This is a genomic window from Xanthomonas sp. BRIP62418 (assembly GCF_003993495.1).
GTDB lineage: Bacteria > Pseudomonadota > Gammaproteobacteria > Xanthomonadales > Xanthomonadaceae > Xanthomonas > Xanthomonas euroxanthea.
Genome location: NZ_QEZG01000054.1, coordinates 15,024 through 28,042 on the forward strand (window position 1 = coordinate 15,024; position 13,019 = coordinate 28,042).

Consider the following 13,019-nt stretch of genomic DNA (forward strand, 5'->3'; position numbering starts at 1 on the left):
CCAACAAGCGAACGGGGCCAGCTGGCCCCGTCCGGATCATCTGCCTGCACAGCGCAGGCAGATGGCGTTGGGCTGCATCAGAACTTGGCGCCCACTTCCAGCACGACACTACGGGGCACATAGCTGATTTCGCCGTTGTCGACCACGGTGATGTCAGGCTGCAGGCGTCCGTTGCTGCCGAAGCTGTTGTACTGGTACTGGGTGAAGTTCTTGAAGTTGAAGGCGTTGAGCACGTTGATGCGTGCGTTGAGCTTGAAGTCGCCCACCACCGTGAACTCCTTGTTGGCCTGCAGGTCCACGGTGCGGTAGCCCCAGATCTTGCCACCCAGCAGGAACTTGCCATTGCCCGGCGGGGTCACGCCCACGGCCTGGCAGGTGCCGCCATCGGGATCGGTAAAGCCGTAGCAGGCGATCGTGTTGATCGGCTCGGGCGTGGCCAGCACCAACTTGGCGCCGAAGGTCACTCCCCACGGGCCATCGATCGAGCCGGACGCGACGAAGCGATGCGCCGACACGGCATCGGACTTCACGAACGGGTAGTCGCGAATGGTGGCCTTGTCGAACGCGAACGGCTCGTCGATGGTGCGGTTCTGGCGCGCGCTGGTGTGGGTGTAGGACAGGTTCAAGCCCCAGCCCGATTCCTTGGTGTAGGGCTTTTCGGCCGACAGCAACACCTGGCTGCTGCGCTGCTCCAGGCCGTTGTAGCCCAGGATCGTATTGCGGTAGCCCGGCACCGGCTCGCCCCAGGGCACGCTGCCGGTGGCGTCGAAGTACGCACCATCCGGGTAGCGGTTGACCAGGCTCATCACCAGGCCGTCATAGGCCAACACGCGCTGGAAGGTCACGTCGGTCAACCAGTCGCCGACCTGGTTGCTGATACCGATGCTGTACTGGTCGCTGTACGGGGTCTTGAGCTTGTTCTTGAACATGAAAAGCTCGGAGCTGTCACTGGTGCCATCGATCGTATTGAGCTGATCGATGCCGGTGAAATATGCCGGGTTCCACGCCGTGCACGCACGGTCGTCGCGGAAGCAGCTTTGCCCGCTGGCAGCATCGCTGAAGTACACCACCACCGGTGACAGCGCCGCCTTGACCGATTCCAGTGCGAGCTGCTCGAACAGGTTGCGATCGTAGGAGCGACCGGCGCCGCCATGCAGCACCGCGCTCTCGTCGCCGAAGAAGTCATACGAGAAGCCGAAGCGCGGTGCCCAGGCGTCCTTGAAATTCTTGCGGTTGTTGCCGGTGCTGATGTAGTCGGCCACGTTGATGCCGCTGGGCAGCAGACGGTTGGCCCACGGTTGACCCGGGTTGTCGGGGTCGTCCGAATACAGCGCATTGATGAAGGGCTGCGAGGTCACGAAGTCGGTGTAGGCCGGGGTGTCCTCATAGTCGTAACGCACGCCGATGTTGAGCATCAGCTTGTCGTTCACTGCCCAGTCGTCCTGCAGGTAGATGCCGTACTGCTTGGACGGCGATTCCACCACCGGCACCTGACCGGGATTGTCGAACGCACGGATATAGCGCACCTGGAAGGGAACCGGCGCAACACCGTTCTGACCGACTTCATAGCTGAACTGCGGGTTGAGCGAACTGGACTCGCGCGATGTCAGCTTGATGTCGCGATAGGTCACACCGGTCTTGATGGTGTGCTCGCCATGCCACTGCAGGGCGTTGAAGGTCAGATCGTTCTGGAACGACCAGCCCTTCTGGCTACGTAGCTTGAAGTCTTCGCCGCTGGCGGCGCCGGTGTTGAGGAAGACCCACTGGCGCGGATCGGCCTGCGTCCGGTCGATGTAGGTATAGATGGAGCCGTTGCCGATGCCGCGCGGTGTCGGCACGTTGCGCGAATCCTCGGTGGTGAGGATGGCTTCGTTGAACCAGCTGTCGGCGCTGTGCTGCCAACGCAGGCTGGTGCGCTTGTCCTTGTTGATCTTGTCCACTGCGCGGACGGGCGCGTTCTGGCCGCCGACGTTGCTGACCTGGGTTTCGTCGCGGTACTGCGTGGCCAGCTCGATGCGGTCGTTATCGGTCGGCTCGAAGTCGATCTTGCCGAAGTACAGGTCTTCGGTGAACGGCATGTTGGACGCGCCGTACTGGTCGCGCAGATTGGACGGCAGCAGGCCGACGAACGGCGCCGCTTCCGCGCTTGGCTGCACGCTCTTGGGCGCCACGTTGTCCTTGCCTTCGTAGGCGAAGAAGAAATGCATGCGGTCCTGGATCAGCGGGCCGCCGATCGCAACGCCGTATTCCTTGGTCTGCGAGTCCACCCTTCCATCTTCTTCGTCCGGGCGCTTCTCACGCAGATCCTGATTGGTGAAGCGATAGAACGCCTCGCCATGGAACTCGTTGGTGCCGGACTTGGTGGCCGCGGTGATCGCCGCGCCACTGATCTGGCCGTATTCGGCCTTGTAGTTGGAGGTGATCACCTTGTACTCGCCGATGGCGAGCTGCGGGAACGGATTGCCCTGGGTCTCGTCCTGCCCGGCAATACCGCCACCGGAGACATAGCTCTTCTGGCTCACGCCGTCGATGTACAGGTTGCTGGAACTGGCGTTGGACGCACCGCCACGCAACTTGGTGTTGCCGTCCTGGTCGATGGTGAACACCATGCCCGGCACGGTGTCGGCGAACTCCAGGAAGTTGCGCGTGGCCTGCGGCAGCTGCTGGATCTGCCGCAGCGAAACCGTATTACCCACCTCCGATGTCTTGACGTCGCGGATCATCGGCGCGCTGACCGTCACCGTGTCCAGCGTGGTCGCATCGCCGGCCGGCGCTGCCGCCGCCTCGGTGCCGAGATCGACGGTGGCGCTGGAGGCCACCGACAGGGTCACCGTGCGGCTGACGCCGTTGGATTCGACGGTGTAGGTGCCCGGTTGCAGGCCGACGATGGTGTAGTTGCCGTTCGCATTGACCGGTGCACGTCGCACCGAGCCAGTGGCGACATTGGTGACGACGACCTCGCTGCCGCTCTGCGCGGAAGCGACCTGGCCGCGCAAGGTGGCGTTGCTGGACTGTGCCATGGCCGGGGTGGTGGCGAACAACGAGGCAGCCAGGGCGCAGCACAACAGGCTGCGTGCCGGCAGGGTGGAGACGGTGCGGTGAGTCTTCATGACTTTCCCCCTCCCAGGGGTAAAGCGCGAACCAGTGAAGTGACTGGCGCGTCGAGGTTGGTGCTTGGTGTGGATGGAACGGGTACAGCGGCAACAGACAGCAGGGACGGCAAACACAACAAAAAACGAATCGCCAATGGGAGCGTGCTGGCTGCAGCATCGCGCGCAGCGCCACAGCAACACACCGCAATCGGGACGATGCAACAAGCCTGCAGGCGGCCCCTCCCCATTGCCGTGGGGCCGATGCAGCTTAGGCAGCGGGGGTGGCACCGGCGCCGGGACGCCGGATGCCGCCAACGCCGCCGTTACCAGATGATGCGTGCGCTCATGAACAAGGTCCGTGGCGGGGTGGACATCGCGCCGTACTGGTTGATGCGCACGCGCGGGTCGTACACGCCGGCACTGCCCCAGTCGATGCTGTACTGATCGTAGTTGCGGAAGTTCAGCGCATTGATCAGGTCGCCGCGCACCTGCACGGTGACCGCGTCGGTGATATGCATGTCCTTGGACAACGACAGGTCCAGCTGGCGGGTGCCGAAGATGTCGCCGCCGGCGATGAACTTGCCGCCGGGCGCATCCACCGACACCACGCGGATATTGTCCGAACTGGGGCCGCCGTACTGGTCGTAGGAGATCGCCTCGTTGCGTGGCGGCACCGTGGCCAGGGTCAGCTTGGCCGAGCCGCTGATGCCCCAGAACAGGTCGTAGATGCCGGTCAGTACCAGGCGGTGGCGCGGTACTGCATTGAGGTCCAGGAACGGGTAGTCGGCGATGGTGGCCGCATCGAAGCCGTAGCGATCGTCGTTGCCGCGATTGCCGCGTGCACGCGAAAAGGTATACGCCGCGGTCAGGCCCCAGCCGCTTTCCTGCGTATAGGCCTTGTCCGCCGACAGCAGCAGCTGGCCGGTCTTGGTCTCCACGCCGTTGTTGCCGATGATCAGGTTGCCGAAGCCCTGGGGCCGCTGCTCGAACGCCTGGGCGCCGTTTTGGAAGAAATCCCCGTTGGCATAGCGGTTGCCCAGGGTGAAGATGAAGCCGTCCTTGCTGTGGATATAGGACAGCGTGGCGGAGGTGTTCCACTCGCCCAGCTGGGTACGCAGGCCCAATGAATACTGGTCCGCGTACGGCGTCTTCAGATCGTTGTTGAGCAGGTTGATCTCGCCGTTGCGCACGCGCGCATCGACCAGGTTGCCCAGGCTGTCGGGGTTGCTCACATACGCCGGATCGAACGCGGTGCAGGTGCCCGGCGCCGGGACGCAGTCGGTGGGTCCGGCAAAGCGGATCGTGTACTGCGCCAGCGCGGATTTGATCTGCTCCAGGCCCATCACGTCGAACAGGTTGCGGTCGTAGCTGCGGCCGGCACCGCCGAACAGCACCAGCGACTCGTCGCCGCGGAAGTCGTAGGAAAAGCCCAGGCGCGGTGCGAAGTTGTTGTTGTCCTGCTTGCGATTGCGGCCGTTGCTGATGTAGTCGTTGATATTCACCCCGCCCTTGGCCAGCTGCTCGGCGTAGGTGGCGCTCACCGCCGGATCAGTGCCGGGGCCGTTCAAGGCCGCTACCACTTCCGGCGGGGTCACGTTGTCCAGGTACGAGGGGATCTTTTCGCCATCCCAGCGCACGCCGAGGTTCAACTGCAGCTTGTCGTTGACGTCCCAATCGTCCTGGATGTACAGGCCCAGCTGCTTGCTGGTGGTGGTCACCGACGGTGCGGCGCCGGCGAACGGCAGGTTGAAGCGCACCTGGTAGGGAACGGCCGAGGTGCCGACGCCATCGTCCACTGCGTAATAGAACGACGGATTGGCTGCCGAGTTCTCGCTCTGGGTCAGCTCCACTTCCTTGTACTTCACGCCCATCTTGATGACGTGGTTGCCGTGCCACTCGAGGTTGTTGAAGGTCAGGTCGTTCTGGAAGCTGGGACCCTTCTGGCCCTTGCGCTGGATCGCCAGGCCGCTGGTGGCGCCGTCGTTGAGCAGCACGTCGTCTTCGGCGATGCCGCGCGTGTACACGGTCTGGCTGCCCAAGGTATAGGCGGTGGGATTGAACAGCACGTCCTCGTAGGACACACGCGCTTCGTTGACGTAGCGCTCGCCGTAATGCTGCCAGCGCAGGTCGAAGCGTTTTTCGGTATTGAGGTTGATCTTGGAGGCGATCGCGGTGGTCTGGCCGCCAACGCTGTCGCGGCTTTCCTCGTCGCGATACTTGCCGGTGAGTTCCAGACGGTCGTTTTCGCCGATGTCCCAGTCGACCTTGCCGAAGTACAGGTCTTCGTTGAACGGGCGGGTCACCGAGCCCAGCCGGCCCTGCACGCCGGCCGGCAGGTCGTCGCTGAGCGCGCTGAAGCGGTCGGGTACGGCCACCGGATCGGCCGAGACCTCGAAGCCCTTGCCTTCGTAGCTGAAGAAGAAGTGCGCCTTGTCCTGCACGATCGGCCCGCTCAGCGCGAAGCCATATTCGTCCTGGTGGGTCTTGCGCTTGCTGCCGTCGGCGTTGGGCGCGCCGGCGCGCTCGTCGGGCTGGCGCGCGCGGAAATCGGTGTTGCTGGTGCGCCCGAAGATCTCGCCGTGGAATTCGTTGCCGCCGGACTTGGTCGAGGCCACGATCGCCGCCGAACCGACCTGGTCGAACTCGGCCTTGTAGTTGGAGGTGATGACCTTGTACTCGCCGATGGCCAGCTGCGGGAACGGATTGCCCGCGCTCTGCTCCTGCCCGGACACACCGCCGAACAGGTAGCTCTTCTGGCCGACGCCGTCGATGTAGACGTTCACCGCCGAGCTGCCCTGCGCGCCGCCGCGGATCTGGCTATTGCCGTTGGAGTTGGTCTCGAACTGCATGCCCGGCACGGTGTCGGCGAACTCCAGGAAGTTGCGCGTCAGCTGCGGCACGGTGCTGATCTGCTTCAGCGACACGTTGGTGCCCACTTCGGACGTCTTGACCTCCTGCAGCGTGGTGGCGGTGACCTGCACCGCATCCAGCGTGGTGGCATCGCCGGCAGGCGCCGCCGCCGCGCCGCCGCCCAGGTTCAAGGTGACCGACGAGGCCACCGACAGGGTCACGGTCTGTTCGCTGCCGGGGCCGGCGTCCACCTTGTAGGTGCCCGGGGGCAGGCCGACCAGCGCGTAGCTGCCGTCGGCGCCGGTGGGCACGCGCCGGACGGCGCCGCTGGCGACATTGGTCGCGGTCACGGTGGTGCCGGCCTGCGCCGAAGCGACCTGGCCGCGCAAGGTGGCGTTGCTGGACTGGGCCATGGCCGGAGTGCTGGCCAGCAACGAGGCGGCAAGGGCGCAGCACAACAGGCTGCGCGCCGGCAGGGTGGAGACAGTGCGGTAATGCTTCATGACTTTCCCCCTCCCAGGGGTAAAGCGCGAACCAGCGAAGTGGCTGGCGCGTCGGTACGGCGTAAAGCGGGACAGCTGGCAACAACGGCAGGGACTGCAAGCAACACACGTTCGGCAAGGCGCGGTGGCGCGTCTCAGGTGGGAGGCGCCGCACGCGGCGCGCTGGATGCGCGCACGATCAGTTCGGGCACCATCTCCGAGAACGCCGGCGGTGCGGCGTCGGCGGGCGGTGCAGGCGCATCGGCCAGTTGCTGGCCCAGCAGCAACTGCAATGCGCGTGCGCCCAGCCCGGCGATATCCACCCGCATGGTGGTCAGTGCCGGCAGCACGTAGCGCGCCATCGGCACGTCGTCGAAGCCGGCCAGCGCGATGTCCTGCGGCACCTTCAGCCCGGCATGGCCGAGCGCGAACAGGCAGCCCAGCGCCATCATGTCGTTGGCCGCGAACACCGCATCCGGGCGGGTGTCCTGCGCCAGCGTCTGGCCGGCGCGGTAGCCGGACTCTTCGTCGAAGTTGCCCGGCAGCACCCACGGCTGCGCGTCGGCATCCAGCGCCAGCTCGTCGCGGTAGCCGCGCAGACGCTCGTGCGCATCGAAGTTGTCGGCCGGCCCGGCGATGAAGGCGATGCGGCGGTGGCCGCTGTCGCGCAGATGCCGCGTCATCATCCGCGCGCCGCCGTAGTTGTCCACGTTGAGCACCGGGCGCTGGCTGGCGGTGCCGGCGCAGTTGAGCAGCACCGCAGGCAGGCCGCCGGGCAGGGCATCCTCGTGCACGCCGGAGTCGCCCAGCGAGGGCGACATCACCACCACCCCGTCCACGCGCCCGGGCAGGCGTTCCAGCGCCTTGCGCTGCGCCTGCGGGTCGCCGTGCGAGCTGGACACCAGCAGGTGGTAGCCCTGCTCGCGCGCCACCTGGTCGATGCCGCGGATCAATTCGGAAAAGAATTCGCCATGCAGGTCCGGCAGCACCACCCCGATGGTGTGGGTGCGCCGGCTGCTGAGGCTGCGCGCGGCGTGATGCGGGATGTAATGCAGCGCACGGGCCACCTGCAGCACGCGTTCGCGCACCGATTCGGCCACGTGCTGATGCCCGTTCATGGTGCGCGAGACCGTTGCCACCGACACCTGCGCTTCGCGCGCGACGTCCTTGATGGTGACGCTGCCGCCTTCGGAGCGTGGCCGACTCATGGCAAAACCTCCAGGACAACGCGGTTGCCGGCGCGCGCCGGGTAGGGGCGCGCGGTCCGCTGGCGCAGAACGTTCGTGTCACACATGCACATGAATGACATCGGCCCCAACCGATGGCGACCTCAGAGCGAGATGGCGCGCACGCTAGCAGGAACTGCAAGCGCTTACATGATGCGCTGCACCATTGCGCCAAATGCACGTGGCACAAGGGCTTGGCGACATCGCCTGGACAAGTTTGTCCGCAAGGGACAACAGCAGTCAATGTCGGACACCGGACGACATCATGCGTGGAACTACGAAAACCTAACGTTTGGTACCGTACCCGGGCGCACGGTTGTCGCGCGCCTTGCCGCCAGTGCGTTCAGCCAGCAAGATGCGCCGATCGATCAGGGGGAACAGCGTGCGCATGTCGCCATCCACCGTCCGCGCCGGCCGGTTCCAGTCCATCGCGTGGGTGCTGCTGGCAGCGCTGTGCGTCAGCAGCTGCCAGCGTACGGACAAGACCGCCGCATTGCCGGGCGCCAGCGCCGAGCCGGCTGCGGCGATGCAGTCGATGACCCTGCCACTGCGGCGCAACGACCTGGTCGCCTATGCGCGGATCCGGGTCACCCCTGCGCAATACACCCGGCTGGAAGCGGCCTGGCGCAGCGGGGCCAGCCGTTGGCCGCTGACCGAGCTGCCGTTGCCCAACGAGGTCGGCAGCCTGCTCGGGACCTTGTCGGCGCCCGGCGCCGAGCGCCAGCTGCAGCAGGCCTTCGATGCGCAGCTGGCCGGCCAGGCGCAGGGCATCCGCCAGGCCGCGCAGTCGCTGGGCCAGTTCGGCGTGCAATACCTGCGCAGCCGCAGCGACTACCAGCCCGAGCAACGCGCCCACTACGTGCAGCTGGTCGATGCCCTGAGCGCCTGGGCCGCCACCGCGCCGCTGGCCGATCGCGCGCGCGCCAAGGCCAGCATCACCGACCTGGTGACCGCCGCCCGTGCCACCGGCATCGGCTCGGACGCCGATCTGCAGCGCTTGGGGATGGAAGAGAGCCTGCGCCGGCTCGGGCCGTTCTGGGCCGCGGCCAAGCAGGTGCTGGAGCGTTACGGCCTGTCGCTGGACGGCAGCCTGGATGCGCTGCGCACCGGCCTGATCAGCCAGGACGGCGACCGCGCCCAGGTGCGGCTGCGCTATCCGCTGGCCGCGCACGACATCGACCTGAGCATCGCCCTGATCAAGCGCGACGGCCACTGGTACCAGCAGCAGACCCAGGACGAGGTCCAGGCACTGCTCGACGCCGCGCCGCCGGCCACGCCCGTACCCGATGCCGCGGCAACGCCTGACACCCCGGCGGCCGCGCCCGCCACGCCCGCCGCCACCGGGCAGCGCCCGGCTGGGCGATAATGACCGTGATGCCAGACCAGAATCCCCTGCCGTTCCCGGACGGCCAGCCCGCCCCGCCCAGCGCTGCCGCCGCCGATCTCGGCGCCACGGCCGCCGCATTGCCGACCGCCACACCGGTTCCGCCGGAGGTTGCGCCGTCGATCGCGCCTGCCGTCGCCGCCGCCCGCAACGCCAAGCGCCCGTGGTGGGCGCGCCTGCTCGGCCGGCTCGCCGACCCCTGGCTGAGCCTGACCATCGAACCGGACCAACCCAGCCGCTACGACGACGGCACGCCAGTGGTCTATGTGCTGGAGGACTACGGCCTGTCCAGCGCGCTGATCCTGGACAAGGCCTGCCGCGAAGCGGGGCTGCCCTCGCCGCTGGTGCCGCTGCCGGGCGACCCGCTGCAGCGCAAGCGCGCCTACCTGGCGCTGTCGCGGCGCAGCAGCAGCAACTCGCTGATCCCCGAGCAGCGCGGCGGCAAGACCCATTCCGATTCGCTGGCCAAGCTGCTGCAGGCGCACCGCGTGCGTGCCGACCTGGACGTGCACCTGGTGCCGGTGTCGATCTTCGTCGGCCGCGCGCCGGACAAGCAGAGCGGCTGGTTCGCGGTGCTGTTCTCGGAAAACTGGGCGCTGGTCGGCCGCTTCCGGCGCCTGCTGGCGGTGCTGCTCAACGGCCGCACCACCATCGTGCGCTTCGCCCCGCCGATCTCGCTGCGCCAGACCATGGCCGAGGGCCTGCCGCCCGAGCGCACCCTGCGCAAGCTGCAGCGCGTGTTGCGCACCCACTTCCGGCGCATCCGCGAGGCGGTGATCGGGCCGGACCTGTCCACCCGCCGCCTGCTGGTGGACCAGGTGCTGGCCGCCGACTCGGTGCGCGAGGCCATCGCCACCCAGGCCAAGCGCGACAACTCCAAGCCGGTCGATGCCTGGCGCAAGGCGCACGCCTACGCCTGGGAAATCGCCGCCGACTATTCCAGCCCGGTGGTGCGCTCGGCCAGCTTCCTGCTCACCCACGTGTGGAACCGCATCTACGCCGGCGTGCTGGTGCACCACCTGGACAAGCTCAAGCAGGCCGCGCCCGGGCACGAAGTGGTCTACGTGCCCAGCCACCGCAGCCACATGGATTACCTGCTGCTGAGCTACCTGCTGTACGAACGCGGCATCGTGCCGCCGCACATCGTGGCCGGCATCAACCTCAACCTGCCGGTGGTGGGCACGCTGCTGCGCAAGGGCGGGGCGTTCTTCATCCGCCGCTCCATCAAGGGCAACGCGCTGTATTCGGCGGTGCTGAGCGAATACGTCGCCCAGCTGGTGGCCGGCGGCTATTCGATCGAATACTTCGTCGAAGGCGGGCGCTCGCGCACCGGGCGCCTGCTGCAGCCCAAGGGCGGCATGATCGCGATGACCTTGCGTGCCTACCTGCGCCAGCCGCGCAAGCCGGTGCTGTTCCAGCCGGTCTACATCGGCTACGAGAAGCTGATGGAAGGCAACAGCTACCTGGACGAGCTCACCGGCCGGCCGAAGGAGAAGGAATCCATCTGGGGCCTGCTGTGGTCCATCCCCAAGGTGCTCAAGCAGAACTACGGCCAGGTGGTGGTGAACTTCGGCGAGCCGATCGCGCTCAACGACGTGCTGGCCAGGCACGCGCCCGATTGGGACGGCCAACCGCTGCCCGACGACGAAAAACCCACCTGGCTGGCACCGGCGGTGGACACGCTGTCCACCCAGATCCAGACCCGCATCAACTGCGCCGCCGACGTCAATCCGATCAACCTGCTGGCGCTGGCGCTGCTGTCCACGCCCAAGCATGCGATGGGCGAGGCCGACCTGATCGCGCAGATCGAGTTGTGCAAGAAGCTGCTGGCGGAAATGCCGTATTCGGACCGCGTCACCGTCACCCCGCACACCCCGGCGCGCATCATCACCCACGCCGAAGAGATCAACGTGCTCACGCGCGTGTCGCATCCGCTGGGCGATGTGCTGAGCGTCAGCGGCGACACCGCGGTGCTGCTGAGCTACTTCCGCAACAACGTGCTGCACCTGTTCACCGCGTCCTCGTGGGTGGCCTGCTGCTTCCAGAACAACCGCCGCATGAGCCGCGCCGGCCTGATCCGCCTGGGCCGCACGGTGTACCCGTTCCTGCAGGCCGAGTTGTTCCTGCCGTGGAGCGAGGACCGCTTTGCCGAGCGCATCGAGCAGACCATCGACATGTTCGTGCGCGAGGGCCTGCTGCTCAACGTCACCGACGACGATGGCGGCATCCTGGCGCGCAACACCGGGCAGACCGATGAAGTGTTCCGCCTGCGGGCGATCGGCCATTCGCTGCAGCAGGCCTTCGAGCGCTATTACATCGCCATTTCGGTGCTGGTGAAGAACGGCCCCGGCGTACTCGGCGCCGGCGAACTGGAAAGCCTGTGCCAGCAGGCCGCGCAACGCCTGAGCCTGTTGTACGCCCCGGCCGCCCCGGAGTTCTTCGACAAGACCCTGTTCCGCAGCTTCATCCAGAAACTGCGCGAGCTGCGCCTGGTGTGGCCGGACGAGAACAGCAAGCTGCTGTTCGACGAGCGCCTGGATGCCTGGGCCAAGGATGCCAAGTTCATTCTCGGCCGCGAACTGCGCCACACCATCGAGCGGGTCAGCCCCGAAGCGGTCAAGCCGGATGTGGTGCTGCCGCCGGCCGAGTAAGGCGGCGCTACAAACGCCAGCGCCCCCCTGCGGGGGGTGATGCGGGCAACGGTAGCGCACCGGCAAGGAAAGGAAGCGCAGGTGCGCACGACGCCTTCCTTCTCCCTCCGGGAGAAGGTGCCCGAAGGGTGGATGAGGGCAGTCAGCACGCAACCCCCCGGCGCTGCAGCAGACCAGAGTCACTTCTGGCGTCCTCTACTGACGCCCGCAACTTCACACAACAGTTCCGCCCGTTTCATCCTCCGCTTGCGGCCGTGCCGATAGCATCGCGCCACCTTTCATCACGATCGGGTGCGTTGGACCACTGGCGTGCCCGGCAGGAGATTCCATGCGCGCAGCCATCCACACCCAATTCGGCGACCCTGCCAAGGTGCTCGAACTCGGCCAGCGGCCCACCCCGCAACCCGGCAAGGGCCAGGTGCGCATCGCCATGCGTCGCTCGCCGATCCACAACCACGACCTGTGGACGGTGCGCGGCAATTACGGCTACAAGCCCGAGCTGCCCGCCATCGGCGGCAGCGAAGCGGCCGGTGTGATCGACGCACTCGGCGACGGTGTCGACGGCCTGCAGATCGGCCAGCGCGTTGTCGCCGCCGGCGTGCACGAAAGCTGGGCGGAGTACTTCCTCGCCGACGCGTCCGGCGTGGTGCCGCTGCCCGACGCGCTCGACGACGACCGCGGCTGCCAGCTGATCGCCATGCCGCTGAGCGCCTTGATGCTGATCGAATTCCTGCAGGTCGAAAAAGGCGACTGGATCGTGCAGAACACCGCCAACGGCGCGGTCGGCAAGACCGTGGCTATGCTCGCCGCCGTACGCGGCATCAACGTGATCAACCTGGTGCGCCGCGATGCCGGCGTGGACGAGTTGCAGGCGCTGGGCATTGGCAATGCAGTCTCCACCGCGCAGGAAGGCTGGCAGGACACCGCGCGCGCGCTGGCCGGCGACGCACCCATCGTGCGCGCGATCGACTCGGTCGCCGGCAGCGCGGCCGGCGAGCTGATGGGGCTGCTGGCCGAAGGCGGCGAGCTGGTCTCGTTCGGCTCGATGACCGGCGAGCCGTTGCAGATTCCCACCGGCGATGTGATCTTCAAGCAGGCCAGCGTGCGCGGCTTCTGGGGCAGCAAGGTCATGGCCGCCACCAAGCCCGAGGACAAGCGCCGCATGATCGGCGAACTGCTCAAGGCCGCCGTCGATGGCAGCCTGGCCCTGCCGGTGGAAGCGGTGTTCGACCTGGAAGACGCCGCCAAAGCGGCAGCCGCCAGCGCCGAGCCGGGCCGCCGCGGCAAGATCCTGCTGCGCGCAGGCTGAGCGCTGCACGCAGGAGTCTGATTGT

The 13,019-nt window shown here is 66.9% G+C and carries 6 protein-coding genes; 3 read left to right on the forward strand and 3 right to left on the reverse strand.

From position 1 onward, the window contains the following. Positions 1 to 77: 77 nt before the first annotated feature. The 3 genes from EO174_RS21035 to EO174_RS21045 all read right to left on the reverse strand — a co-directional run bounded on the left by EO174_RS21035 (position 78) and on the right by EO174_RS21045 (position 7,632). Entirely contained in the window at positions 78 to 3,110 is a 3,033-nt protein-coding gene (locus EO174_RS21035) for a TonB-dependent receptor (protein ID WP_126947265.1), read from the reverse strand. Between the two features lie 305 nt (positions 3,111 to 3,415). Beyond that, entirely contained in the window at positions 3,416 to 6,445 is a 3,030-nt protein-coding gene (locus EO174_RS21040) for a TonB-dependent receptor (RefSeq protein ID WP_126947268.1), read from the reverse strand. Positions 6,446 to 6,579: 134 nt separating this feature from the next. Next, positions 6,580 to 7,632 carry a LacI family DNA-binding transcriptional regulator gene (locus EO174_RS21045; RefSeq protein ID WP_104649838.1) on the reverse strand — a complete coding sequence of 351 codons (1,053 nt, stop codon included), beginning with the start codon at positions 7,630 to 7,632 and terminating at the stop codon, positions 6,580 to 6,582. Between the two features lie 406 nt (positions 7,633 to 8,038). Between EO174_RS21045 and EO174_RS21050 the strand changes: the two genes are divergently transcribed. The 3 genes from EO174_RS21050 (at position 8,039) to EO174_RS21060 (ending at position 12,994) form a co-directional block, all read left to right on the forward strand. Continuing rightward, positions 8,039 to 9,016, forward strand: coding sequence for a hypothetical protein (locus tag EO174_RS21050; protein WP_164738978.1), 978 nt, complete (start codon positions 8,039 to 8,041; stop codon positions 9,014 to 9,016). Next, complete coding sequence (gene plsB, locus EO174_RS21055; protein WP_115678152.1) at positions 9,016 to 11,685, forward strand: glycerol-3-phosphate 1-O-acyltransferase PlsB; 2,670 nt, start codon at positions 9,016 to 9,018, stop codon at positions 11,683 to 11,685. Before EO174_RS21050 ends, plsB begins: the two co-directional genes overlap by 1 nt. 328 nt (positions 11,686 to 12,013) lie before the next feature. After that, on the forward strand, positions 12,014 to 12,994 hold the full coding sequence (locus EO174_RS21060; RefSeq protein WP_126947271.1) for a zinc-binding dehydrogenase: 981 nt from the start codon (positions 12,014 to 12,016) through the stop codon (positions 12,992 to 12,994). Positions 12,995 to 13,019: the final 25 nt, after the last annotated feature.

Bases quoted from the DNA above. Each gene is read 5' to 3' on its own strand.
- EO174_RS21045 (WP_104649838.1), bottom strand. From the start codon at position 7,632: ATGAGTCGGCCACGCTCCGAAGGCGGCAGCGTCACCATCAAGGACGTC.
- EO174_RS21035 (WP_126947265.1), bottom strand. From the start codon at position 3,110: ATGAAGACTCACCGCACCGTCTCCACCCTGCCGGCACGCAGCCTGTTG.
- EO174_RS21040 (WP_126947268.1), bottom strand. From the start codon at position 6,445: ATGAAGCATTACCGCACTGTCTCCACCCTGCCGGCGCGCAGCCTGTTG.
- plsB (WP_115678152.1), top strand. From the start codon at position 9,016: ATGACCGTGATGCCAGACCAGAATCCCCTGCCGTTCCCGGACGGCCAG.
- EO174_RS21060 (WP_126947271.1), top strand. From the start codon at position 12,014: ATGCGCGCAGCCATCCACACCCAATTCGGCGACCCTGCCAAGGTGCTC.
- EO174_RS21050 (WP_164738978.1), top strand. From the start codon at position 8,039: ATGTCGCCATCCACCGTCCGCGCCGGCCGGTTCCAGTCCATCGCGTGG.